The organism is Chryseobacterium sp. HNCC26DJ239 (genome assembly GCF_057180445.1).
The window spans coordinates 171,089-194,044 of record NZ_JBXUGJ010000006.1 but is presented as its reverse complement, the minus strand read 5'-3'; the positions used below and the strand labels follow the sequence as shown (position 1 = coordinate 194,044).

Below are 22,956 nucleotides of genomic sequence, written 5' to 3'. Positions count from 1 at the left end.
TAATGTTACAAACAGAATCAAGATTAAAAGTTGCTGATAACACAGGTGCTAAAGAGGTATTGGTTATCAGAGTTCTGGGAGGAACCAGAAGAAGATATGCTTCAGTAGGTGATAAAATCGTTGTTACAATCAAAGATTCTACACCATCAGGAAACGCTAAAAAAGGTCAGGTATCTAAAGCTGTAGTAGTAAGAACTAAAAAAGCAGTAAGAAGAAAAGATGGTTCATACATCAAATTCGACGACAATGCTTGTGTATTGCTAAACGCAGCAGGAGAAATGAGAGGAACTCGTGTTTTCGGACCGGTTGCTCGTGAGTTGAGAGACAAAGAATATATGAAAATCATTTCATTAGCTCCTGAAGTACTTTAATATTTAAAATTGTAAAAAAATGTCAAAGTTAAAAATAAAAAGAGGAGATAACGTAATCGTTACTACAGGTAAGAAAGGTCTTAAAGGTAGTACTGGTGAAGTTATTGAAGTGATCAAAAAAGAAGGTAGAGACCCAAGAGTTGTAGTAGCAGGACTTAACATTATCAAAAAACACGTTAAGCCTTCAGCTTCAAACCCTCAAGGAGGTATCGTTGAAAGAGAAGCTTCTATTCATATCTCAAACGTAGCTTTAGTTGGTAAAGACGGAAAAGCTATCAAAGTAGGTTACAAAATCGAAGGAGATAAGAAAGTGAGAATCAACAAAAAAACGGGTGAAACTTTATAATTTTAAATAACACATGGAATATATAGCAAGACCCAAAAAAGCATACAAAGAAACGATTGTTCCAGCTATGATGGAAGAATTCGGATACAAATCTGTAATGCAAGTACCTAAATTAGAAAAAATTATCCTTTCTCAAGGTTTAGGAGATGCAACTGCAGACAAAAAAATCATTGATTATGCTGTTGAAGAACTTACAAACATCACTGGTCAAAAGGCTGTTGGTACTATCTCTAAGAAAGACGAAGCTGCTTTCAAATTGAGAAAAGGAATGCCTGTAGGTGCTAAAGTTACTCTTAGAGCTGATAAAATGTATGAGTTCTTAGATAGACTAACTTCTTCTGCATTGCCTCGTATCAGAGATTTCTCTGGAATCAAGGCTGAAGGTTTCGATGGTAGAGGTAACTATAACTTAGGGATCACTGAACAAATCATCTTCCCTGAGATCGTAATCGACAAAGTGAAAAAAATCCAAGGGATGGACATCACTTTCGTTACTACTGCGAAAACAGATAAAGAAGCTAAAGCATTATTAACTCACTTCGGTTTACCATTTAAAAAGAACTAAGAAATGGCTAAAGAATCAATGAAAGCGCGTGAGCGCAAAAGAGAAGCTACAGTAGCTAAATACGCTGAAAAAAGAAAAGCTCTTAAAGAAGCAGGTGATTATGAAGCTTTGCAAAAACTTCCTAAAAACGCTTCTCCTGTAAGACTACACAACAGATGTAAACTAACAGGTAGACCAAGAGGATACATGAGAACGTTCGGTATTTCCAGAGTAACTTTCAGAGAAATGGCAAACAACGGACTTATCCCAGGAGTTAAAAAAGCAAGTTGGTAATTATTTACTAATAAACAAATCGGAACAATTAAGTTGTTCAGATACTAAAGAAAAAAACATCAGACCGAAGATTTCTGCAGTCTGATGTTTTACTCTTCAAGTCTTTGCAATACTGATTGTTCTTTAACCAATAATTTAAATAGAAAAATGGTAACAGATCCAATTTCAGATTTCCTAACAAGAGTAAGGAACGCACAAAGCGCAGGCCACAAAGTGGTGGAAATTCCTGCATCGAAAATCAAAAAGGAGATTACTAAGATCTTATTTGATCAAGGGTATATCTTAAACTACAAGTTTGAAGATAACGCTGTTCAAGGTACGATCAAAATCGCTTTGAAGTACGACAAACAAACCAACAAACCAGCTATCAAGTCTATCCAAAGAGCTTCTAGACCAGGTTTAAGACAGTACAAAGGTTCAGCTGAACTTCCAAGAGTACTAAACGGTTTGGGTATTTCTATCATCTCTACTTCTAAAGGAGTAATGACTGATAAGAAAGCTAGAGAAGAAAAAGTAGGCGGTGAAGTAATCTGCTATGTTTATTAATTTTTAATCAAAGGAAAATGTCAAGAATTGGTAAATCAATTATAACAATTCCAGCGGGTGTTACAATCACTGAAAATAACAGTGTAGTAACTGTAAAAGGACCTAAAGGAGAACTTTCTCAGGAACTTACAGCAGGGATTACTATTGAGCAAAATGATGGTGTACTTACAGTAAACAGACCATCTGATGCAAAACAACACAGAGCGCTTCACGGTTTATACAGAGCGTTAATCAACAACATGGTTGTTGGTGTATCTCAAGGTTTCGAAAAGAAACTTGAATTAGTAGGGGTAGGATACAGAGCTTCTCACGCTGGTCAAAAGCTTGAGCTTGCTTTAGGATTCTCTCACGGTATTGTACTAGAACTTCCAGGTGAAGTAAAAGTTGATACATTGACTGAAAAAGGTAAAAACCCAATTATTACTTTAACGTCTCACGACAACCAACTTCTAGGGATGGTAGCTGCAAAGATCAGATCTTTCAGAAAACCTGAACCATACAAAGGAAAAGGTGTAAGATTCGTAGGAGAAATTGTTAGACGTAAAGCTGGTAAATCTGCTTAATAAATTTTAAGAAAATGGCACTAAGTAAATTAGAAAAAAGAATCAGAATCAAAAGAAGAGTAAGAGGAAAAATCTCTGGATCTTCTGAATTGCCAAGATTATCTGTATATAAAAGTAATAAAGAAATTTACGCTCAGTTAATCAACGATATAGATGGTAAAACTTTAGTATCAGCTTCTTCTAGAGATAAAGGAGTAGATGCTACTGGAACAAAAACAGAAGTTTCTGCTGCTGTTGGTAAAGCAATCGCTGCTAAAGCAATCGCTGCAGGAATTGAAAATATTGTATTCGATAGAAACGGATTCGTATACCACGGTAGAGTAAAAGCTTTAGCTGATGGTGCGAGAGAAGGAGGACTTAAATTCTAATCATTAAATTTCGGAAATATGTTAGGACTAGATAATATAGAAAGAGTAAAACCGGGAGGATTAGAACTTAAAGATCGTCTCGTAGCTGTTAATAGAGTAACAAAAGTAACTAAAGGAGGTAGAGCTTTCGGATTTTCTGCAATCGTTGTTGTAGGAGACGAAGCTGGAACTATCGGCTTTGGTTTAGGAAAATCTAAGGAAGTTGCTTCTGCTATTGCTAAAGCAGTAGAAGATGCTAAGAAAAACTTAGTAAAAGTTCCTGTAATGAACCATACTATTCCTCACCAAACTACTGCTAGATACGGTGGTGCAGATATCTTCTTAAGACCTGCTTCTCACGGTACAGGACTTATCGCAGGTGGTGCGGTAAGAGCGGTATTGGAGTCTGCTGGTATTCACGATATCCTTTCAAAATCTAAAGGCTCTTCTAACCCTCACAACGTAGTAAAAGCTACTTTCAAAGCGTTGTTAGACATCAGAAGACCAGAAGAAATCGCAAGAATGAGAGGAGTTTCTCTAACTAAAGTGTTTAACGGTTAATAAAGACAACAATGGCAACAATTAAAGTAAAGCAAGTAAGAAGCGCTATTGGTAGAACAAAAACCCAAAAGAGAACGCTTGAAGCATTAGGATTTAAGAAACTTCACCAAGTTGTAGAACACGAAGCTACTCCTTCTATCTTAGGAATGATAGCTGCAGTTAGTCACTTACTTGAAGTTCAGAAATAATTAAAAATTTGAAAGATTAAAAGATTAAAAAATTCTTTCTATATTAGTCGGAATTTTTTTAATCTTTAAATTATTTAATCTTTAAATCAATAAAAAAATGAATTTAAACAATATAAAGCCAGCTGCAGGATCTACTTTCAATTCAAAAAGAATTGGTAGAGGTCAAGGTACTGGAAAAGGAGGTACTTCTACAAAAGGACATAAAGGTCAAAAAGCTAGAGCTGGTTATTCTCAGAAAATCGGTTTCGAAGGAGGTCAGATGCCTTTACAAAGAAGATTACCGAAATTCGGATTCAAAAACGTAAACAGAAAAGAGTTTAGAGGAATTAACCTTGATACTATCCAAACTTTAATCGAGAACAAATCTATTACAGGTGATATCACGAGAGAAGTAATGATCGAGAACGGATTAATTACTAAAAACGAATTAGTGAAAATTATGGGTAGAGGAGAATTGAAATCTGCGGTTTCAATCTCTGCTGACAAATTCACTAAATCTGCTGAAGAGCTTATCTCTAAAGCAGGTGGAAAAGCAATTACCTTATAATAGATACTAATAATGAAAGAATTTATACAGACCCTCAAAAATATTTGGAGCTTAAAAGAGCTAAGAGATAAAATTCTCTTTACTTTATTTATCATCCTTGTGTATAGATTCGCATCTTTCATCTCTCTACCTGCGATTAATCTTGCAGAAGTAGGAGATCTCTTAGAGCATTATAAAAATCAAGGCGGAAACAAGCAAGGAGCAGGGCTCCTTGGCTTGCTTTCGTCATTTACAGGGGGGGCATTCAGCCACGCTTCTGTAATGGCGTTAGGAATTATGCCTTATATTTCTGCTTCAATCATTGTTCAGTTGATGGGAATGGCAATTCCTTATCTTCAGAAACTACAAAAAGACGGGGAGTCTGGTAGAAATACACTGAATCAAATCACAAGATGGTTAACCATTGGAGTTTGTCTTGTACAAGCACCTTCTTATCTAACTTCGATTACTCAGTTGTTCTTACCATACGCACAATTCCAGTCGGCTTATTTTGTAGACCCTAATTCAATTATGTTCTGGTTACCAAGTATTGTAATCTTGGTTGCAGGTTCAGTGTTCGCTATGTGGTTAGGTGAAAAAATCACCGACAAAGGTATCGGAAACGGTATCTCTATCTTAATTATGGTAGGGATTCTTTCTAGATTACCAGAAGCATTCGTTCAAGAAATTGCTGTTCAGAATGGTAAAGGAGGTTTAGGATCTATTATGATTTTAGTAGAAGTTCTATTCTGGATGTTGGTAGTTCTTTTAGCTGTGGTATTATCAGTGGCTGTAAGAAAAATTCCTATTCAGTATGTAAGTAGAGCTCAGGCTAGAGGAGGTGTAAATAGAAATCTTATGCAAGGGGCAAGACAGTGGATTCCTTTAAAAGTAAATGCAGCTGGTGTAATGCCAATCATCTTTGCGCAAGCTTTGATGTTTGTTCCAGGTTTACTTACTAAAGTAGATGAATCTAACACTTTCCTTGCCGGGTTTAAAAATGTATTTAGCTGGCAGTACAATGTATTGTTTGCATTATTGATTATTATCTTTTCATTCTTCTATACAGCAATTACAATTCCGGTAAACCAAATGGCTGATGATCTTAAAAGACAAGGCGGTTTAGTACCAAAAGTAAGACCCGGAAAAGAAACTGCTGATTATTTGGATGATATATTGTCAAAAATTACTTTGCCTGGTTCAATATTTTTATCTATCTTTGCAGTCCTTCCGGCAATTGTGCATGGAAGTTTTGTTCAGACAGATGCTTTTGCCCTGTTTTTCGGGGGTACATCATTGTTAATTATGGTGGGCGTAATTTTAGATACTGTTCAACAGATCAATACATATCTGCTGAATCATCATTATGATGGTTTAATGCAGTCTAAATTGTCAAGAACAACCGGATATTAATTTATGGCAAAACAAAAACATATTGAACAAGATGGCGTGATTACAGAAGCGCTTTCTAACGCGCAGTTTCGTGTAGAGCTGGAAAATGGGCACGTACTTATTGCTCATATTTCAGGGAAGATGAGAATGCACTATATTAAACTGTTACCTGGTGATAAGGTAAAATTAGAAATGTCTCCTTACGATTTATCTAAGGGGAGAATTACATTTAGATATTAATACAAATGCCAAGTGGATGCAATACTCCATTTGGCTCTTGTTAAAAATTCATATTTCAGATAAAACCCAACGGTTTTGTTTGTTAATATAAAAAATAAATATTTTCAAATGAAAGTTAGAGCATCAATTAAAAAAAGAAGTGCTGATTGCAAAATTGTACGCAGAAAAGGTGTACTTTTCGTAATCAACAAGAAAAACCCAAAATTTAAACAAAGACAAGGCTAAAATTAAATTATGGCGAGAATTTCAGGTATTGATTTACCAAAAAACAAAAGAGGCGTTATCGGTTTAACTTACATCTACGGGGTAGGAAGAAGTACATCTTCAGAAATCCTTAAAGCTGCCGGTATCAGCGAAGACAAGAAAGTCAACGAATGGAATGACGATGAATTGGCTGCCATCAGAACTTACATCTCAGAAAACGTAAAAGTAGAAGGAGAGCTTAGATCTGAAGTGCAATTGAACATCAAGAGATTGATGGACATAGGATGCCAACGAGGAATACGTCACAGACTTGGATTACCTTTAAGAGGCCAGAGAACGAAAAACAACTCTAGAACACGTAAAGGAAAGAGAAAAACTGTTGCTAACAAGAAAAAAGCTAGTAAATAATCGTTAGGAATTATGGCAAAACAAACAAAAGTAGTTAAAAAAAGAAAAGTAAAAGTTGAAGCTATTGGTGAAGCTCATATTCAAGCTTCTTTCAATAACATCATCATTTCTTTAACAAATAAAAACGGAGAGGTAATCTCTTGGGCTTCTGCCGGTAAAATGGGATTCAGAGGTTCTAAAAAGAATACTCCTTTTGCTGCTCAAATGGCAGCTGAAAATTGCTCTGCTGTAGCTCACGAAGCTGGTTTAAGAAGAGTAAAGGTGTTTGTGAAAGGTCCAGGTGCAGGTAGAGAATCTGCAATTAGATCAATCCACAATTCAGGAATTGAAGTAAGCGAAATCATTGACGTGACTCCTATGCCACACAATGGATGTAGACCACCAAAAAGAAGAAGAGTTTAATTTTTAGAATTTACCCATTATGGCAAGATATATTGGACCTAAAACTAAGATTGCTAGAAAGTTTGGTGCTGCAATCTACGGAGATGATAAAAACTTCGAGAAAAGAAAAAACCAACCGCCAGGACAACATGGTCCTAACAAAAGAAGAGGTGCTAAAAAATCAGAATATGCAATTCAGTTAGCAGAAAAACAAAAAGCTAAATATACTTACGGTATCTTAGAAAGACAGTTTGCTAACCTTTTCGATAAAGCACACAGAAGTAAAGGTGTTACTGGTGAAGTTCTATTGCAACTTTGCGAGTCTAGATTAGATAACGTTGTTTATAGATTAGGTTTTGCTAAAACAAGATCTGCTGCAAGACAATTAGTTTCTCACAGACATATCACAGTAAACGGAGAATTGGTAAACATTCCTTCTTATTTGCTTAAAGCTGGTGATGTAATTACAGTAAGAGAAAAATCTAAATCTCTTGAAGTAGTTGCAAACGCATTAGCTTCTAAAGCAAACTATGAGTGGTTGCAATTCAACGATGAGAAGAAAGAAGGTACTTTCGTATCTGCTCCTGAAAGAATCCAAATTCCGGAAGACATCAAGGAACAGCTTATCGTCGAACTTTACTCTAAATAATTTTTTAATCAAATTTTTGCTCAACCCAATAATATGGCAATTTTACAATTCATAAAACCCGATAAAGTAATTTTACTTAACTCTGATGAATTTAAAGGTCAATTCGAATTCAGACCTCTAGAACCAGGTTTCGGGCTTACAATCGGTAATGCTTTGAGAAGAGTGTTGCTTTCTTCTCTGGAAGGATACGCTATTTCATCTATCAAAATTGAAGGTGTAGAGCACGAATTTTCAACTATTCCGGGAGTAATCGAAGACGTTACCGAAATCATTCTTAACCTTAAACAGGTAAGATTAAAAGCTGCGGCAGAAAACCAGGCTAATGAGCAGGTAGTTGCTAAAGTGTCGGGGCAAACGGTTATTACAGCAGGAGACTTAGGAAAATCAATGAGCGGTTTCGAGGTGCTAAACCCTGAACTTGTAATTTGTAACCTAAACTCTGATGTTTCTTTCGAAATTACTTTTAATATCGATAAGGGTAGAGGTTATGTTCCTTCAGAACAAAACAAATCAAACAATGCGCCTGTAGGTACTATTGCTATTGATTCTATCTTTACACCGATTAAAAAAGTACAGTATAGTATTGAAAACTACCGTGTAGAGCAAAAAACAGACTACGAAAAACTTGTATTAGATATTGAAACTGATGGATCTATCAGTCCTCAGAACGCTTTAACTGAAGCTTCTAAGATATTAATTTATCACTTCATGTTGTTCTCTGATGAGAGAATCACTTTGGAGACTGAAGCGGTGAAAGCATCTATCCAGTACGATGAAGAAACTCTTCATACAAGACAATTACTTAAGTCTAAATTAGCAGATATGGATCTTTCTGTAAGAGCCCTAAACTGTCTAAAAGCAGCTGAAGTAGAAACTCTTGGTGAGCTTGTTTCTTACAGTAAGTCTGATTTGATGAAATTCAGAAATTTTGGTAAAAAATCTTTGACAGAACTAGAAGAATTGGTGCATTCAAAAGGTCTTAACTTCGGTTTCGACGTTGCAAAATATAAATTAGACGCTGATAAATAATTAATAATGAGACACGGTAAAAAATTCAATCACTTAGGAAGAACAGCTTCTCACAGAAGCGCTTTACTTTCTAATATGGCTTGTTCTCTAATTGAGCATAAAAGAATCAACACTACTGTAGCTAAAGCTAAAGCTTTGAGAGTATATGTTGAGCCTCTATTAACTAAAGCAAAAGAAGATACTACACATAATAGAAGAATAGTTTTCTCTTATCTTCAAAATAAAGAAGCGGTTACTGAATTATTCAGAACTGTAGCTCCGAAAATCGCTGAAAGAAACGGTGGTTATACGAGAATCATCAAGACTGGTTTCAGACCTGGTGATGCTGCAGATACTGCTCTTATCGAATTGGTAGACTTCAACGAGCTTTACAATCCTAATGCTGAAGAGAAGAAGACTACAAGAAGAAGCAGAAGATCTACAACAGCTAAGAAAGAAGCTGTAGTTGCTGAAGCTCCTGTAGTTGAAGAAAAAGTAGAAGAGCCAAAAGCTGAAGCTACTGATTCTACAGAGGAAAAAACTGAAGAATAATATTCTTTCAGATATACATAAAAAACCGTTCAGTTTTCTGAGCGGTTTTTTTGTGCTTGTCATTTTAGTTGTTACTTTTTACCAATTCGATGATGTTTTGTGCTTGGTGAAGTATGATACTATCGCCTTTTACTGTGGCTTTCATGTCGCCTTTTTCATACAGCGTTATTTTACCATCAGACTTCACTTTGTCTAGTTTAAATGTTTTTCCATTGCTACTAATTTCCACATCGCTGGTTCCAGGTTCATAATCGAAGATTACTTTCACCGGAGTTCCATCGGTAGCTTTGTATTGAAAGTTGGTGCGAACCATCTTTTTTCCGTTTACATCGGTGTTGTAGCTTACATTTTCATCTACTTTACCGTTATCCGCCAAAATTGTATTGTCTTCTGTTTTTAAGACATCTTTATTTCCGCTTTTGCCACAGCTTAAGGATATTACTGAAATGGCAAAAAGAGGTAAGATTTGTTTTTTCATAATTAATTTTAATGCAGAATTTATGTTTATATTATCTTTTATGTTGCATTTTTAAGTAAATTTAAGAAAACAAAAACTAAACCATCGTAACGAAAACTCAAAACTTTAAAATTACCCATTCGGGTAATTGAGTTCCCAATGTTTTCTTCAGAATTTTGTCTTAAAGATTTGCATCATGAGTATTTCAATTGCCATAGTAGAAGACGAAAAAAATTACAACAACGCGTTGAAGAAAGTTATCGATTATCAAGATGACATGAAAGTGGTGGCCAAATTTCCAAGTAAATAATTTATCAAGTGTACCAATTTTTACGAGAAGTAAAAAGTCTATTGTTATTGACCAATTTGAGCGGTTATCCTCAAAAGTGACATATACACAAAATTCGGCTTTCTATTTATAAATGACAAAATCTATAAGATTAAAATTTTAGATAAAAAAATTGGCTTCAGACCATCATACACAAAGGAAAACGCTATTACAAGTTTGTACTGTAGAATAAAAGAAAAATGCCACCGCGAAATATTCAATGAAAATGAAAGGTATAGCATTTTTTTTAAGCGAATTGTATAATAATCAACAAAAATAGATAAGTGTATTTTTATCATTAACTAAAATTTAACTCCAAAAACCACAATAAAATCCATCCTATGTAACTCATAAAAATAAAATTTCAGTAAATTTGTCTAAACTATAAAAAAATAATAATTAAAATGAGTTACATTTCTTACATAGAAGCGAGACAAATTTTGGATTCAAGAGGAAATCCTACAGTTGAAGTTGATGTATTTACGGAAAGCGGAGCGATGGGTCGTGCTGCAGTTCCTTCTGGAGCATCAACAGGTGAGCATGAAGCAGTAGAATTGCGTGATGGTGGTTCTGAATGGATGGGGAAAGGCGTTTCTAAAGCTGTAGAAAATGTAAGAGAAGTAATTGCTCCGGAATTGGTAGGTCTTCCTGTTTTTGATCAAAACCTTATCGACCAAATTATGATCGATCTTGACGGAAGCAGCAATAAAGGAAATCTTGGTGCAAACGCAATTTTAGGAGTTTCTTTGGCTGCTGCAAAAGCTGCTGCTACAGAATTAAGATTGCCTTTATACAAATATATAGGTGGTGTAAATGCTAATACACTTCCGGTTCCGATGATGAACGTTATCAACGGTGGTTCTCACTCAGATGCGCCAATCGCGTTCCAAGAGTTTATGGTAATGCCTGTAAAAGCTGATTCTTTCTCTCATGCATTGAGAAAAGGTACTGAAATTTTCCATAACCTAAAATCTATTCTTCATTCAAGAGGTCTTTCTACTGCGGTAGGAGACGAAGGTGGTTTCGCACCAACGTTTACAGGTACTGAAGATGCTTTAGATACATTGCTTCAAGCAATCGAAAAAGCAGGTTACAAGCCAGGAGACGATGTAATGATTGCATTAGACTGCGCTGCTTCAGAATTTTACAAAGACGGGATTTATGATTATAGAAAATTCCAAACTGCAGATGCACCTCAGTTTTCAAGCAGCGAACAAGTGTCTTACTTAGCAGAATTGGCAAACAAATATCCAATTATCTCTATTGAAGACGGTATGCAAGAAAACGACTGGGAAGGATGGAAGATGTTAACAGAAAAAATCGGAGACAGAGTACAATTAGTAGGAGACGATTTATTTGTAACGAATGTTGAAAGACTTTCTAGAGGTGTTAAAGAAGGAATTGCAAACTCAATTTTGGTAAAAGTAAACCAAATTGGTTCTCTTTCTGAAACTATGGCAGCTGTACAGATGGCTCAACACAACAAATTTACTTCTGTAATGTCTCACAGATCTGGAGAAACTGAAGATTCTACTATTGCAGATCTTGCCGTGGCTATGAATTGTGGACAAATTAAAACAGGTTCTGCATCAAGATCAGACAGAATGGCGAAGTATAACCAGCTTCTAAGAATAGAAGAAGCACTTGGTGAAACTGCAATATTCCCTGGTTTAGAGGCTTTTAAAGTAAAAAGATAATATCTATTATAAAAATAGCAACTAAATATTTTGGTTGCTATTTTTTTTGTGTATTTTTAAGGAATTTAAAAAAAATAAAAATATTAAATAATGTCAGACAACAAAGTTATATTGAATTACGATGGTAATTCGTATGAATATCCAATCGTGGATAGTACAATCGGAGACAGAGGAATAGATATTTCAAAATTAAGAGACCAAACAGGTCTTATTACCTTAGATTTAGGCTACAAAAATACAGGAGCTACTCTAAGCGATATTACATATCTTGATGGTGATAAAGGAGAATTGTTCTACAGAGGATATCCTATTGATCAAATCGCAGAAAAATCTAACTTTACTGAAGTAATGTACCTTCTTCTTCACGGTGAACTGCCTACAACAGATCAGTTTTCTAAATTTGAAGGAAACATTAAGAAATATAACTTCGTAGCAGAGGAGATGAAAAAAATCATCGACGCATTCCCACGTTCTGCTCATCCTATGGGAGTTTTATCATCATTAACATCAGCGCTTACAGCTTTCAATCCAAAGGCGGTTGATGTAAGTTCTAAAGAAGAGATGGATGTTGCTGCAGAAATGCTAATTGCAAAATTCTCTCACCTTTGTGCTTGGACGTATAGAAAAACTTTAGGTTTACCTTTAAACCACGGTGATAATAGCCTAAACTATGTAGAAAACTTCTACAAAATGGCTTTCAGAATGCCTAATCAGGAATTCGAAATGGATCCTGTAGTGGTGAATGCTTTAGATAAATTATTGATCCTTCACGCAGATCACGAGCAAAACTGTTCTACTTCTACAGTAAGAATGGTAGGTTCTGCTCATACAGGTCTTTTCGCTTCAATTTCTGCAGGGGTTTCTGCACTTTGGGGGCCACTTCACGGTGGTGCAAACCAAGCGGTAATCGAAATGCTTGAGTTAATCGAAAAAGACGGTGGAGATGTTGCGAAATGGGTTGAGAAAGCTAAAGATAAGAACGATAATTTCCGTTTAATGGGCTTCGGTCACAGAGTATACAAAAACTTCGACCCAAGAGCTAGAATCATCAAAAAAGCTGCAGACGATATTTTAAATGCATTAGGAATTCAAGACAAGGCTTTGGATATTGCAATGCAGTTAGAAAGAGTTGCGTTAGAAGACGATTACTTTGTACAAAGAAAATTGTATCCAAACGTAGATTTCTATTCTGGAATTATCTACAGAGCATTAGGAATTCCTACAGAAATGTTTACCGTAATGTTTGCATTGGGAAGACTTCCAGGATGGATTTCTCAATGGAAAGAAATGAGACTAAAAGGAGATCCAATCGGAAGACCAAGACAGGTTTACCAAGGAGCTCAGCAAAGAGATTATATCGATATTGCAAACAGATAATATCATATTTCTTATATAAAATAAATCCCAAAGTTCTGCTTTGGGATTTTTTGTTTTTATAGATATTTTTTAGCTTAATGGTGAACTTAGCTGAATGAAATGACACTGCATATGAAAAATATGAAGGATAGGAGAAGTCATTTTGTGTGCATTGTGTTTAAATTATCTTTGTAAGCTTCATCATATACAAAATTTAACAAAGATTTTGTCATTGGATTTACTTGGATTCTACTTAATTCTATCTGAAAAATTACCATTCATTAGATGAAATTAGTGAAGATTATGCAAACCTCGAAACTGTAGAAAAATGGCTGTATTTCATTCCTATAAAAAACTTTCAGCATCACAGCCGAATGTTTATATTTGCGTAATTCTCATTTTTTATGAAATTAAATATTAAAAACGAAACTGGAAGGTTAAGGTCTGTAGTTTTAGGGCAGCCCAATTCTATGGGAGCTGTTCCAACTTTGGAAGAAAGCTACGATGCGAAATCATATTACACGATTGAGCACAATATGTATCCTAAAGAATCTGATATCATCAACGAAATGAATGCTTTTGAAGCGGTTTTGAAGAAATATGATGTACAGGTTTTCCGTCCCGATATTATTAAAGATTACAATCAGGTATTTGCAAGAGATGTGGCTTTTGTGATTGATGATAAAATGATTATTTCTAACGTAATTGCCGATAGAGCCGATGAACAGGAAGCTTATAAAGAAGTTTTCGAGGAAGTGGCTTGGAGAAAAATCATCAATCTTCCAGAAACTGCACATATTGAAGGCGGTGATGTAATTGTTTGGAACGACTTTTTGTTTATTGGAACTTGCTTTAGCGAAGATTACAGAAACTACAAAACAGCAAGAACCAACGAATACGCCATCGAAATTCTGAAAGAATATTTTCCTAAGAAGAGAATCATCGATTTAGAATTAAAAAAGAATGATAAAATTCCGTACGAAGGGATTCTTCACCTCGATTGTACGTTCAACCCGGTTGGGAAAGATAAATGCATCATTTACAAAGACGGTTTTGTAGACGAAAGCGATTATAACTTGATTATCGACATTTTTGGAGAAGAAAACTGTTTCCATGTGACGGCAGAAGAAATGTTTGAAATGAACCCTAATATTTTCTCAATTTCGCCGGAAGTGGTGGTTTCAGATAAAACTTTTACAAGAATGAACAATCATCTAAGAGATGTTTGGGGAATGACGGTTGAAGAAATTCCTTACAGAGAAATTTCTAAAATGGGAGGTTTGTTGAGATGCTCGACGATGCCGCTCATCAGAGACTAAATTATTGTGTTAATAATTTTAAATTTAAAAAGTGCAAACAACAGATACAGTATTAATGATAGAGCCCATCGCATTCGGATACAATGCGGAGACGGCAGAAAATAATTATTTTCAACTAGAACAGAAAGGAGAAGATATTCAAGCTAAAGCTTTGGCAGAATTCAACGTTTTTGTTGAAAAGTTGAGAGCTAAAGGAATCCATGTAATTTCCATTAAAGATACTTTAGAACCACATACTCCGGATTCTATTTTTCCGAATAACTGGGTAAGTTTCCATAAAGATGGGAAAGTAGTTTTGTACCCAATGTTTGCGACCAATCGAAGAGTAGAAAGGAGAGCCGACATTATTGAAAGCATCCAAAACCAAGGTTTTGAAGTTGCTGAAATTGATGATTGGTCTTTTTCAGAAAATCAAAGTCTTTTCTTGGAAGGAACAGGAAGTATGATTTTCGACCATGATAATAAAATTGCGTATGGCTCGGTTTCTTTACGTTTAGATGAAAAACTTTTCAGAGAATTTTGCTCAAAATACGGCTTTACGCCTGTTGTTTTTCATTCTTATCAAACTGTGGGAGAAGAGAGGCTTCCCATTTATCATACCAATGTAATGATGTGCGTTGCCGATAAATTTGTGGTGATTTGTCTGGATTGCATCGATGATGAAGCAGAAAGAAACAATGTGATTGAAACTATCAAAAATTCAGGAAAAGAAATCATTGAAATTTCTGAGGCGCAAATGCAACAGTTTGCAGGTAATATGCTTCAAGTTCAAAATAAAGAAGGAGACAAATTTTTGGTGATGAGCCAAACTGCTTTTCAATCTTTAAACCAAGAACAGGTTTCAAACATCGAAAAATACTGCGAAATTATTCATTCAGATTTAAATACGATTGAAGTAAACGGTGGCGGTAGCGCAAGATGTATGCTTGCTGAGGTTTTCCTCCCGAAAAAATAGTTTAAAATTAAAACATACAACTCCTGCCGAAATTTTGGCAGGAGTTTTTTTGTGTCAAGCAAGATGTTTTCACCGATTTTACAGTAATCTCCAATCCAGAATCCCAACATATTTTCTCAATAAAAGACATAACATAAAAAAGATAACTAAATTTGTGCTTTAGACAAAATAAAATATAAATGCAAAAGTTATTATTTTCATTGTTGGTTTTGATGGGGCTGTCTGTGGAAGCACAGCAGAAAACGTACTGTAATCCTATTAATATCGACTATGGGTACACTCCTTTCGATGTGTTTTCAAAACAAGGGAAACACCGTGCAACGGCAGATCCGGTTATCGTAAATTTTAAGAAAAAATTGTTTCTTTTTTCAACCAATCAAGAAGGATATTGGCATAGTGATAATATGTTGGATTGGACTTTCGTAAAAAGAAAATTCTTACGAGATACCAAATATACACACGACTTGAACGCTCCTGCAGTTTGGGCAATGAAAGATACTTTGTATGTTTATGGTTCTACTTGGGAACAAGATTTTCCGATTTGGAAATCTACCAATCCTACAAAAGATGAATGGGAAATTGCGGTCGATACTCTGAAAGTTGGCGCATGGGATCCTGCTTTTCATTATGATGAAGATAAAAATAAACTGTATTTGTATTGGGGTTCAAGCAACGAATGGCCACTTTTGGGAACAGAAGTAAAGGTGAAAAATCTTCAGTCCGAAGGCTTTGTAAAACCGATTTTAAAACTAAAACCAGAAGATCACGGTTGGGAAAGATTCGGCGAGTATAATGATAATGTTTTCCTTCAACCCTTTGTGGAAGGAGCTTGGGTAACGAAGCATAACGGGAAATATTACATGCAATACGGAGCCCCTGCAACAGAATTTAGCGGTTATTCTGATGGTGTTTATGTCTCTAAAAATCCTTTGGAAGGCTACGAATATCAACAGCACAACCCTTTTTCTTATAAACCAGGTGGTTTTGCGAGAGGAGCGGGACACGGCGCAACTTTCGAAGATAATTACAAAAACTGGTGGCACGTTTCAACCATATTTATTTCAACAAAAAATAATTTTGAAAGACGTCTCGGAATTTGGCCTGCAGGTTTCGACAAAGATGATGTAATGTACACCAACACGGCGTATGGAGATTATCCTACTTTGTTGCCTCAGTTTGCACAAGGGAAAGATTTTACCAAAGGATTGTTTACAGGCTGGATGTTGCTGAATTACAACAAACCGGTTCAGGTTTCTTCTACTTTGGGAGGTTATCAACCTAATTTTGCGGTAGATGAAGATATTAAAACGTATTGGAGCGCTAAAACTGGTAATGCAGGAGAGTGGTTTCAAACAGATTTAGGTGAGGTTTCTACGATTAATGCCATTCAGATTAATTATGCAGACCAGGATGTGGAATTTAAAGGTAAAACTTTAGGTAAAATGCATCAATACAAAATTTACGGTTCTAATGACGGTAAAAAATGGAAAGTAATTGTAGATAAAAGTAAAAATACAAAAGACGTTCCTCACGATTATGTAGAACTAGAAAAACCAGCGGAAGCAAGATTTTTAAAAATCGAAAACTTAAAAATGCCAACAGGAAAATTTGCATTAAGCGGTTTCCGAGTATTTGGAAAAGGAGCAGGTTCAAAACCCGAGAAAGTCCAAAATTTCGTTCCATTAAGAGCAGATGCTAAAAAGTATGGCGAAAGAAGAAGTATTTGGATGAAATGGCAACAAAATTCTGAAGCCGACGGTTATGTAATTTACTGGGGAAAATCTCCTGATAAATTGTACGGAAGCATTATGGTCTACGGGAAAAATGAATATTTCTTCACCGGAGCAGACAGAACAGATGCATATTATTTCCAAATTGAAGCTTTCAACGCCAATGGAGTTTCAGATAGAACGGAAGTAGTGAAAGCTGAGTAACTACATTGATAAAAATATAAACGCTTTGGACTTTTCCAAAGCGTTTTTTATGGAATCCGTTTTAAGAAATTATCAATCTTATCTAAAATGAAAGGTAGGTTATCGTCTTTTTCCCAATCAACATGACCTCCAGAAAATTCGTAAGATTCATTTAAAACCTTTTTTTTGTTTAAAGCAGAGTCTAAAATGATTTTTTGAGATAAAGGTATAATACCATCTTTGCTTCCGTAAAAGGATATTGTGGGGCAGGTTTTTTCTTTAATATAATGAATAGGATTCGCAAAGTTTGCTTTTGAAATGTTTTGGGGAACAACTTTTGGGTCTACTAATCTGTTTTCAACAAAAGAATAATCTGCATATTTTTTGAAGTTTTTATCAGATAAATCAGAAGGTCCAACAATATTTACAATTGCTTTAATGTTTTCATTATGAGTTGCTTGATAACCATATAGTAGAGATAAATGTCCTCCTGCGCTATTTCCGAGAAGGATAATTTTTGCAGATTTAGGCAATTGAGTTTTTACATAATCGATTGCTTTTTTGATGTCTTCAAGTTGATTAGGAATTCCATATCGACTTTCTGAAGCAAGCCGATAGTCTATTGTAGCGAATGCACTTTTAGGAAATTTTTTCATCAAAGACAGGGTTAAATAATTAAGATCTGTTCTATGCCCCGCTTTCCAACCTCCACCATGTATTATCAAAAAAATATCTTGTACCAAATCTTTTTGTTCTGGAATATATAGATCTAATTTCTGCTCATTATGATCTCCATATTCTGTATCTATTGATTGTACAAACAACAGATTTTCATCTACAATAAGAGTTTTTTTTTCGCATGAAAGGAAAACGGTAATGCTTAAAAGTAGCAATAGAGTAAATTTATTCATGATGCTAAAATATACATTTTAGCTCACTTATTTGTGAGTGCATCTTGCAATGTTTTTGTCAAGACAAAAGCTCACCAAAACGATGAGCTTTTTCAATAATAATTTATAAATATGAAGAATGTAGTTATCTGGTTCTGTTTTTAATGGAATCTGAAGCGCCTTCAATGTTACGCACTTTTTTCACTTTTTGGTTTCCAAAGTTGTAGGTAATACTTAATGTTCCGCCACGTCTAAATTGATCATTCATTACGTAATTATAATTTCCATTGGCTTGGTAATCTTCGATTTCAACGATGTTGGTTCTTAAAACATCGTTTACATTCAGGGCAAAAGTCCAGTCGTTCCAGTTTTTCTTGATGCTTAAGTCTAAACTTGCCAAATTTTTAAGCATTCCCAATTCGATTTGCTGTTTATCAACATAGAAGAAATTAGCCCCTAAAAACCAGGTTTTTTTCTTGTCTAAACTTAAAGTATTATTGGTCTGAATAATTAAGCTTGTCGATCTGTTTTGGTTTACATAAGTATCGAAAACGGCTCCTGTAGTTGGGTCTGTATTCAGAGAACCATCGTTGATGTTATGTTGAAAACCAATGTTGAAATTGGTGGTTAATGTTTTCTTGAAGAATTGTTTTTGCATCCCAATCATTGCAGACATTTCCTGTTTGTCGCCAAAATTGGTTCTAATGTACGCCAATTGTCTGTACGTAACCCCGTCTCTCACGATATCTCTTTGAAGTGGAACTTGCGTAATGACATCTTTAAAAAGTGAATGATTCAAAATCAAGAAATACGAGTTTTTAAACATGTACGTAAGTTCTTGGTTGTAAGAAGACGATGCTTTTACAAAAGGATTGTTCTGTGTGTAATTGTCTTCTGTAAGGATGTTTTTAACAGGATTCAGCTCCCAAAAACTTGGTCTTCTCATTCTGCTCGAAAACGAGTAAGAGATGTTATTATTTTCATTGATAGCATAATTTACACTTAAATAAGGCAACAAATTGTTATAATTTCTATCAAAAACCTGCATAGGTTGGTTAGGAACTTCGGAAGTTCCTGTACTTTGGGTAATTTCGTAGCGAGCGCCCAATTTCCCGGAAAATTTATCCGAAAATTTCTTTTCTGCTGTTAGATAAAAACCGTAGATATTTTCGTCGTAAATAAAGTAGTTTAAATCTGGTCTTACGTTGTTTAAATTTCCTGCATCATCGTAGAAGTAGAAATAATTTTTGGTATCGTTATCGGTTTTTGTTTTGTTGAAATTTCCTCCAACGGAAAGTGTAAAATCTTTTTTAAATTTTTTAATGTAATCTGCCATTGCAGAAAAATTATTAATCAATTGAGGGAGGTCTTGCAAAACCATTTGTCTAGGCTGTACAAAGTTTCCGTTTGTGTCTTGCACCAAAGTTCTGTTGTCAGAATTCATAAACCTTTTGTAGTTGAGGTAAGCGGCGTTGAGGTTCAACTTACTTCCCAAAGAATCTGTTTTCAATTCATAATTTAAGTTTACAGAGTTGTTGTAAGATCTCGCGTTTTCACGGTTTTTTGAAGTGTTGTATTCTGTACTTTTCAGAGTTCCGTTTTCGTTGTAAACATTTAAGGTATTTAGAAGATCTACGGTAGAGCCGTAGCTTTTGTTGGCAGAAGTGTTCCAAGACAAAGCGAGATTACTTTTGTCATTAAGTTGGTAGTCGAAATTAAGGTAGCCTCCAATATATTTATTAGGATCCGTAACATCTCCAACAGATTGATTTTGGATAAGGCTTGTTCCATTCTTCAAATCATATCTTTGTGCATCGATGTTTTCGCCACCGTTAAGATTGGCAGAAATACCAAGTTTGTCTTTTCTGTAATTGGCAGAGAAACTTGCAGAACTTCCGTTGTATTTATTTTGCGAGTTTGCCATTCTCATGTTTCCGTTCAAACCGTCGCTCATTTTTTTCTTTAGAACGATATTGATGATTCCGTCTGAAGATTCTACCTGAAACTCGCTTCCAGGCATTGTAATGACTTCAATTTTTTGAATATTTTCTGCAGGAGTATTTTTTAGAAACTGAGTGAGAGATTCAGCATCCATATTGGTTTTTCTTCCGTTGATGTAGATTAAAGCATTATTTTTTCCTGCAATTTTTAGTGTTTTATCGTCGGTTGTAGATAAAAGTGGTGTTTGTCTTAAAAGGTCGAATGTTGTATTTCCTTTACTTACGGGTGAAGCGGCAACATCGTAAACAAATCTGTCTGGTTGTTTTTTGAAAACTTGTTTCTTCAATACAACTGCTTCCAGATTTTTTGTTTGTGCAGAATCATTCTTTTTTTGCTGAGCAAAGCTTAAGCCTGAAAAGAAAATAGCGGCGATTAATACAGAGGTTTTCATAATGGGGTAGGTTTTGGTTATAGGTTGTATGTATTTTCTATTATTGAACATTGCAAAGATATGTTATTATTTTAGTATTATGCAATACAAAGTACTTAAATAAAATTTTTTGAATATTTAAAGCGTTGATTTATAGTATTTAAAAAATATCATCTTGCACTTCTTTTTCTAATTAGACAACCGGAATGATTAATTTGTTACAAACAATTGTAATTTTTTTTCTTGGTTTAAAATTCTTTGTCTTGAGATTTAAATTGTTTTTGTATTGAAATATTGATTAATTTAGCTAAAACTTTAAATTATTAACACATGAAAAAACTCTATTATTTATTATTCTTAATTATTTCCCTTATTTCATGTAAAACAGACAATTTTATAGGGATTGGCGAAGAAAGCTCTTCCAATGTTGTAAGCAATTATAATTTCGGAAGTATGACACAAAAAGACTTTCAAGGTGTCGTTTTAGATACAAATGGTGCTCCTATTTATGGTGCAACAGTACAAATTGGGACAACTTCGGTTACTACCAATTATAAAGGTCTTTTTACCTTTAAAAATGCTTCGGTTCAAGAAAATTTTGCCCATATCAAAGTAACGAAAGCTGGTTTTGTAAATGCTTCGCGAGTTTTAGTTCCTACAAATGGAATGAATCGTGTAAACATTATGATGATTCCTGCAACGCTTACTTCTACCGTTTCTTCGGGAGCAACTTCTACGGTTTCTCTTGCAGACGGTACAAAAGTAAAGTTTGACGGCAGCTTTAAAGACGCCAACGGAAATGCCTATTCCGGAAGTGTAAGTGTTTCTCTTTATCATTTAGCGCCTTCCAATACATTTTTAAATGAGTTAATGCCGGGTTCATTTTTAGCAACGAGTTCAAACGGTAGCGCAAGAATGATGGAAACTTTTGGAATGTTACATGTACAATTAACAGGAAGTGCAGGTCAGAATCTTCAAATTGCAACTGGTCACACTGCAGAAATTACAGTTCCGGTAGATGCGTCGCAATCATCAACTTCGCCTAGTACAATTCCTTTATGGTCTTACAACGAAAGTACAGGAATGTGGAACGAAGAAGGTTCTGCAACGAAAGTAGGAAACACCTATGTAGGAACAGTAAGCCATTTTTCTTGGTGGAATTGTGATGCGCAGTTCCCTCAGGCAACATTAAAAGTTACAGTAAAAAATAACGCGGGACAACCTTTGATTAATGCTAAAGTTACCCTTAAAAGAAATTCTCAAACGTACGAAGTTTCTGGTATCACAAACAATAATGGAACAGTGACAGGGATTATTCCAGCATGTGAAAGTCTAACTTTAAAAGTATATGATAATTGTAATTCACTAGTTTATACATCTACAGTTGCGCCAGTTGCGGCGGGAACTCTTTATGTTTTGCCGGATATTGTCGTAACACCAACAGGTACAAATTACCTTGTTCAAGGAAACCTTAAAACCTGTGCAAATGCTAATGTTACAGACGGATTTGTTACGATAAAAGTTGTAAACGGAAGTAATAATTTTCAGTATGTTTCTGTACCGGTAAGTAGTACAGGTACATTCAGCACAAACATTTATTCATGTACGCCTGTTCAACAATTTGTTTTAGAAGCTTTTGATGTAGGAAACTTACAAACTTCGGGAGAAATTAGCTTTACGCCTTCTTCGTCTCCGATTAGTTTTAATAATTTGATGGTTTGTAATTCTGTAGGAGAGTTTATTACTTATAAGATTGATAATGACCCAATAAAGTATGTTGTTGGAAATTTTAACGCACAATGGTTTAACGGTACGAATCCTAATCCAAATAATCCAGCTAATCAGTTAACAATTGGCACTGCTAATTCTGCTGCGGGACCCAATATTTATTCTTTTTATATGGTTCAGAATGGTATGATGGGAACAACAGGTTCATTTCCTACCAATCATCAATTTGAGTTTACAGGGGGATATTTCTCTTCTTCAAACAGTACAGTTACATTAAACGTTACTGCTTTTGGAGCGGTGGGAGATTATATAGACTTTAATGCAAGTGGAACTTATGTGCCTTTTGGTACAACAGTTACAAAAACTTTCACTTGTACAGGTCATGTGAAACGAGATTTGTAATAAATTCATAAAAAAAAGGACTTGAAAAAGTCCTTTTTTTATTTTATTCTCTATCGAAACGTGCTAGTTTTTTATCAATCCAAATGGTGGCAAATGGGAAAAATGCTGCAATGAGGGAAAATACAAAATCTTCATCGTCCCAATCGAAAATTTTTCTTACTGAAGGTACAAACAAAAGATACAGCGTAAAAAATAAACCATGAATACTTCCAATAGTGCTAATGTAAATAATGGCAAAAATATTCTGTGGTTCTACACGTATCCAAATCATAGCCGTAAAAAGAAGGAACCATGAAATAGCTTCAGCCAGACAAATTTGTTTAAACCATTTGATGACCTTTTCTTGAGGGTATTTTGAGAAAATATTTTCTATGAATTTCATTTTAAAACCTAATAATTATTTTTGAATAACTTCCAACT

Annotated in this window: 28 protein-coding genes; 24 read left to right on the top strand and 4 right to left on the bottom strand. The window is 34.9% G+C overall.

Annotated features, from left to right (window positions below; all coding sequences use genetic code 11):
• Positions 1-2 precede the first annotated feature (2 nt).
• From rplN to rplQ, 18 genes are all read left to right on the top strand, one after another.
• On the top strand, positions 3-371 hold the full coding sequence (gene rplN / locus AC2A1D_RS14445; protein ID WP_002983226.1) for a 50S ribosomal protein L14: 369 nt from the start codon (positions 3-5) through the stop codon (positions 369-371).
• Between the two features lie 19 nt (positions 372-390).
• The gene (gene rplX, locus AC2A1D_RS14440) at positions 391-717 is read left to right on the top strand and encodes a 50S ribosomal protein L24 (protein ID WP_100377197.1); all 327 of its coding nucleotides are present in this window, start codon (positions 391-393) and stop codon (positions 715-717) included.
• Positions 718-730: 13 nt separating this feature from the next.
• Complete coding sequence (gene rplE / locus AC2A1D_RS14435; protein WP_089745114.1) at positions 731-1,282, top strand: 50S ribosomal protein L5; 552 nt, start codon at positions 731-733, stop codon at positions 1,280-1,282.
• A gap of 3 nt (positions 1,283-1,285) precedes the next feature.
• Positions 1,286-1,555 (top strand): 30S ribosomal protein S14, encoded by a 270-nt coding sequence (gene rpsN, locus AC2A1D_RS14430; RefSeq protein WP_027383308.1) that lies wholly within the window; start codon positions 1,286-1,288, stop codon positions 1,553-1,555.
• Between the two features lie 147 nt (positions 1,556-1,702).
• A complete protein-coding gene (rpsH, locus tag AC2A1D_RS14425; protein ID WP_089745113.1) occupies positions 1,703-2,101 on the top strand; it encodes a 30S ribosomal protein S8 in 399 nt (132 codons plus the stop codon).
• A 17-nt stretch (positions 2,102-2,118) separates the two neighbouring features.
• Positions 2,119-2,664 (top strand): 50S ribosomal protein L6, encoded by a 546-nt coding sequence (gene rplF, locus AC2A1D_RS14420; protein ID WP_484044287.1) that lies wholly within the window; start codon positions 2,119-2,121, stop codon positions 2,662-2,664.
• A gap of 14 nt (positions 2,665-2,678) precedes the next feature.
• Positions 2,679-3,032 carry a 50S ribosomal protein L18 gene (gene rplR, locus AC2A1D_RS14415; RefSeq protein WP_484044286.1) on the top strand — a complete coding sequence of 118 codons (354 nt, stop codon included), beginning with the start codon at positions 2,679-2,681 and terminating at the stop codon, positions 3,030-3,032.
• An 18-nt stretch (positions 3,033-3,050) separates the two neighbouring features.
• On the top strand, positions 3,051-3,572 hold the full coding sequence (gene rpsE / locus AC2A1D_RS14410) for a 30S ribosomal protein S5 (protein WP_034678028.1): 522 nt from the start codon (positions 3,051-3,053) through the stop codon (positions 3,570-3,572).
• 11 nt (positions 3,573-3,583) lie between these two features.
• The gene (gene rpmD / locus AC2A1D_RS14405) at positions 3,584-3,760 is read left to right on the top strand and encodes a 50S ribosomal protein L30 (protein ID WP_007839493.1); all 177 of its coding nucleotides are present in this window, start codon (positions 3,584-3,586) and stop codon (positions 3,758-3,760) included.
• Positions 3,761-3,857: 97 nt separating this feature from the next.
• On the top strand, positions 3,858-4,307 hold the full coding sequence (gene rplO / locus AC2A1D_RS14400) for a 50S ribosomal protein L15 (RefSeq protein WP_042721506.1): 450 nt from the start codon (positions 3,858-3,860) through the stop codon (positions 4,305-4,307).
• A 12-nt stretch (positions 4,308-4,319) separates the two neighbouring features.
• The gene (gene secY, locus AC2A1D_RS14395; RefSeq protein ID WP_484044285.1) at positions 4,320-5,699 is read left to right on the top strand and encodes a preprotein translocase subunit SecY; all 1,380 of its coding nucleotides are present in this window, start codon (positions 4,320-4,322) and stop codon (positions 5,697-5,699) included.
• A gap of 3 nt (positions 5,700-5,702) precedes the next feature.
• On the top strand, positions 5,703-5,918 hold the full coding sequence (gene infA, locus AC2A1D_RS14390) for a translation initiation factor IF-1 (RefSeq protein WP_029297754.1): 216 nt from the start codon (positions 5,703-5,705) through the stop codon (positions 5,916-5,918).
• 108 nt (positions 5,919-6,026) lie between these two features.
• Positions 6,027-6,143, top strand: a complete 117-nt coding sequence (gene rpmJ / locus AC2A1D_RS14385; protein WP_007839480.1) for a 50S ribosomal protein L36 — start codon at positions 6,027-6,029, stop codon at positions 6,141-6,143.
• 9 nt (positions 6,144-6,152) lie between these two features.
• A complete protein-coding gene (rpsM, locus tag AC2A1D_RS14380) occupies positions 6,153-6,530 on the top strand; it encodes a 30S ribosomal protein S13 (RefSeq protein ID WP_007839478.1) in 378 nt (125 codons plus the stop codon).
• 12 nt (positions 6,531-6,542) lie between these two features.
• Positions 6,543-6,932, top strand: a complete 390-nt coding sequence (rpsK, locus tag AC2A1D_RS14375) for a 30S ribosomal protein S11 (protein WP_002983263.1) — start codon at positions 6,543-6,545, stop codon at positions 6,930-6,932.
• 19 nt (positions 6,933-6,951) lie between these two features.
• Positions 6,952-7,560: a 30S ribosomal protein S4 gene (gene rpsD, locus AC2A1D_RS14370; protein WP_484044284.1), complete on the top strand. Its 609-nt coding sequence runs from the start codon at positions 6,952-6,954 to the stop codon at positions 7,558-7,560.
• A 33-nt stretch (positions 7,561-7,593) separates the two neighbouring features.
• Positions 7,594-8,589, top strand: a complete 996-nt coding sequence (locus tag AC2A1D_RS14365) for a DNA-directed RNA polymerase subunit alpha (RefSeq protein ID WP_484044283.1) — start codon at positions 7,594-7,596, stop codon at positions 8,587-8,589.
• Between the two features lie 6 nt (positions 8,590-8,595).
• Positions 8,596-9,120, top strand: coding sequence for a 50S ribosomal protein L17 (gene rplQ, locus AC2A1D_RS14360; protein ID WP_484044282.1), 525 nt, complete (start codon positions 8,596-8,598; stop codon positions 9,118-9,120).
• A gap of 64 nt (positions 9,121-9,184) precedes the next feature.
• Here rplQ and AC2A1D_RS14355 read toward each other — a convergent pair whose 3' ends face one another.
• On the bottom strand, positions 9,185-9,598 hold the full coding sequence (locus AC2A1D_RS14355) for a hypothetical protein (protein WP_484044281.1): 414 nt from the start codon (positions 9,596-9,598) through the stop codon (positions 9,185-9,187).
• Positions 9,599-10,309: 711 nt separating this feature from the next.
• On the opposite strand from AC2A1D_RS14355, the gene eno reads away from it, so the two are divergent.
• From eno to AC2A1D_RS14330, 5 genes are all read left to right on the top strand, one after another.
• Positions 10,310-11,602, top strand: a complete 1,293-nt coding sequence (gene eno / locus AC2A1D_RS14350) for a phosphopyruvate hydratase (protein WP_484044280.1) — start codon at positions 10,310-10,312, stop codon at positions 11,600-11,602.
• A 90-nt stretch (positions 11,603-11,692) separates the two neighbouring features.
• Positions 11,693-12,979 (top strand): citrate synthase, encoded by a 1,287-nt coding sequence (locus tag AC2A1D_RS14345; protein WP_484044279.1) that lies wholly within the window; start codon positions 11,693-11,695, stop codon positions 12,977-12,979.
• A 383-nt stretch (positions 12,980-13,362) separates the two neighbouring features.
• A complete protein-coding gene (locus tag AC2A1D_RS14340) occupies positions 13,363-14,277 on the top strand; it encodes a dimethylarginine dimethylaminohydrolase family protein (RefSeq protein ID WP_484044278.1) in 915 nt (304 codons plus the stop codon).
• Positions 14,278-14,308: 31 nt separating this feature from the next.
• Complete coding sequence (gene ctlX, locus AC2A1D_RS14335; protein WP_484044277.1) at positions 14,309-15,232, top strand: citrulline utilization hydrolase CtlX; 924 nt, start codon at positions 14,309-14,311, stop codon at positions 15,230-15,232.
• A 179-nt stretch (positions 15,233-15,411) separates the two neighbouring features.
• Positions 15,412-17,166: a discoidin domain-containing protein gene (locus tag AC2A1D_RS14330; protein ID WP_484044276.1), complete on the top strand. Its 1,755-nt coding sequence runs from the start codon at positions 15,412-15,414 to the stop codon at positions 17,164-17,166.
• Between the two features lie 47 nt (positions 17,167-17,213).
• On the opposite strand, the gene AC2A1D_RS14325 is transcribed toward AC2A1D_RS14330, so the two are convergent.
• Positions 17,214-18,056 carry an alpha/beta hydrolase fold domain-containing protein gene (locus AC2A1D_RS14325; RefSeq protein ID WP_484044275.1) on the bottom strand — a complete coding sequence of 281 codons (843 nt, stop codon included), beginning with the start codon at positions 18,054-18,056 and terminating at the stop codon, positions 17,214-17,216.
• A gap of 124 nt (positions 18,057-18,180) precedes the next feature.
• A complete protein-coding gene (locus AC2A1D_RS14320) occupies positions 18,181-20,427 on the bottom strand; it encodes a TonB-dependent receptor domain-containing protein (RefSeq protein ID WP_484044274.1) in 2,247 nt (748 codons plus the stop codon).
• 309 nt (positions 20,428-20,736) lie between these two features.
• On the opposite strand from AC2A1D_RS14320, the gene AC2A1D_RS14315 reads away from it, so the two are divergent.
• The gene (locus AC2A1D_RS14315; protein ID WP_484044273.1) at positions 20,737-22,536 is read left to right on the top strand and encodes a carboxypeptidase-like regulatory domain-containing protein; all 1,800 of its coding nucleotides are present in this window, start codon (positions 20,737-20,739) and stop codon (positions 22,534-22,536) included.
• Between the two features lie 43 nt (positions 22,537-22,579).
• Here AC2A1D_RS14315 and AC2A1D_RS14310 read toward each other — a convergent pair whose 3' ends face one another.
• Positions 22,580-22,918, bottom strand: a complete 339-nt coding sequence (locus tag AC2A1D_RS14310) for a DUF3817 domain-containing protein (RefSeq protein ID WP_484044272.1) — start codon at positions 22,916-22,918, stop codon at positions 22,580-22,582.
• Between the last annotated feature and the right edge of the window lie 38 nt (positions 22,919-22,956).

What these genes read in the sequence shown, in the direction of transcription:
- rplN (WP_002983226.1), top strand. Translation starts at nt 3, where the DNA reads ATGTTACAAACAGAATCAAGATTAAAAGTTGCTGATAACACAGGTGCT.
- rplX (WP_100377197.1), top strand. Translation starts at nt 391, where the DNA reads ATGTCAAAGTTAAAAATAAAAAGAGGAGATAACGTAATCGTTACTACA.
- rplE (WP_089745114.1), top strand. Translation starts at nt 731, where the DNA reads ATGGAATATATAGCAAGACCCAAAAAAGCATACAAAGAAACGATTGTT.
- rpsN (WP_027383308.1), top strand. Translation starts at nt 1,286, where the DNA reads ATGGCTAAAGAATCAATGAAAGCGCGTGAGCGCAAAAGAGAAGCTACA.
- rpsH (WP_089745113.1), top strand. Translation starts at nt 1,703, where the DNA reads ATGGTAACAGATCCAATTTCAGATTTCCTAACAAGAGTAAGGAACGCA.
- rplF (WP_484044287.1), top strand. Translation starts at nt 2,119, where the DNA reads ATGTCAAGAATTGGTAAATCAATTATAACAATTCCAGCGGGTGTTACA.
- rplR (WP_484044286.1), top strand. Translation starts at nt 2,679, where the DNA reads ATGGCACTAAGTAAATTAGAAAAAAGAATCAGAATCAAAAGAAGAGTA.
- rpsE (WP_034678028.1), top strand. Translation starts at nt 3,051, where the DNA reads ATGTTAGGACTAGATAATATAGAAAGAGTAAAACCGGGAGGATTAGAA.
- rpmD (WP_007839493.1), top strand. Translation starts at nt 3,584, where the DNA reads ATGGCAACAATTAAAGTAAAGCAAGTAAGAAGCGCTATTGGTAGAACA.
- rplO (WP_042721506.1), top strand. Translation starts at nt 3,858, where the DNA reads ATGAATTTAAACAATATAAAGCCAGCTGCAGGATCTACTTTCAATTCA.
- secY (WP_484044285.1), top strand. Translation starts at nt 4,320, where the DNA reads ATGAAAGAATTTATACAGACCCTCAAAAATATTTGGAGCTTAAAAGAG.
- infA (WP_029297754.1), top strand. Translation starts at nt 5,703, where the DNA reads ATGGCAAAACAAAAACATATTGAACAAGATGGCGTGATTACAGAAGCG.
- rpmJ (WP_007839480.1), top strand. Translation starts at nt 6,027, where the DNA reads ATGAAAGTTAGAGCATCAATTAAAAAAAGAAGTGCTGATTGCAAAATT.
- rpsM (WP_007839478.1), top strand. Translation starts at nt 6,153, where the DNA reads ATGGCGAGAATTTCAGGTATTGATTTACCAAAAAACAAAAGAGGCGTT.
- rpsK (WP_002983263.1), top strand. Translation starts at nt 6,543, where the DNA reads ATGGCAAAACAAACAAAAGTAGTTAAAAAAAGAAAAGTAAAAGTTGAA.
- rpsD (WP_484044284.1), top strand. Translation starts at nt 6,952, where the DNA reads ATGGCAAGATATATTGGACCTAAAACTAAGATTGCTAGAAAGTTTGGT.
- AC2A1D_RS14365 (WP_484044283.1), top strand. Translation starts at nt 7,594, where the DNA reads ATGGCAATTTTACAATTCATAAAACCCGATAAAGTAATTTTACTTAAC.
- rplQ (WP_484044282.1), top strand. Translation starts at nt 8,596, where the DNA reads ATGAGACACGGTAAAAAATTCAATCACTTAGGAAGAACAGCTTCTCAC.
- AC2A1D_RS14355 (WP_484044281.1), bottom strand. Translation starts at nt 9,598, where the DNA reads ATGAAAAAACAAATCTTACCTCTTTTTGCCATTTCAGTAATATCCTTA.
- eno (WP_484044280.1), top strand. Translation starts at nt 10,310, where the DNA reads ATGAGTTACATTTCTTACATAGAAGCGAGACAAATTTTGGATTCAAGA.
- AC2A1D_RS14345 (WP_484044279.1), top strand. Translation starts at nt 11,693, where the DNA reads ATGTCAGACAACAAAGTTATATTGAATTACGATGGTAATTCGTATGAA.
- AC2A1D_RS14340 (WP_484044278.1), top strand. Translation starts at nt 13,363, where the DNA reads ATGAAATTAAATATTAAAAACGAAACTGGAAGGTTAAGGTCTGTAGTT.
- AC2A1D_RS14330 (WP_484044276.1), top strand. Translation starts at nt 15,412, where the DNA reads ATGCAAAAGTTATTATTTTCATTGTTGGTTTTGATGGGGCTGTCTGTG.
- AC2A1D_RS14325 (WP_484044275.1), bottom strand. Translation starts at nt 18,056, where the DNA reads ATGAATAAATTTACTCTATTGCTACTTTTAAGCATTACCGTTTTCCTT.
- AC2A1D_RS14320 (WP_484044274.1), bottom strand. Translation starts at nt 20,427, where the DNA reads ATGAAAACCTCTGTATTAATCGCCGCTATTTTCTTTTCAGGCTTAAGC.
- AC2A1D_RS14315 (WP_484044273.1), top strand. Translation starts at nt 20,737, where the DNA reads ATGAAAAAACTCTATTATTTATTATTCTTAATTATTTCCCTTATTTCA.
- AC2A1D_RS14310 (WP_484044272.1), bottom strand. Translation starts at nt 22,918, where the DNA reads ATGAAATTCATAGAAAATATTTTCTCAAAATACCCTCAAGAAAAGGTC.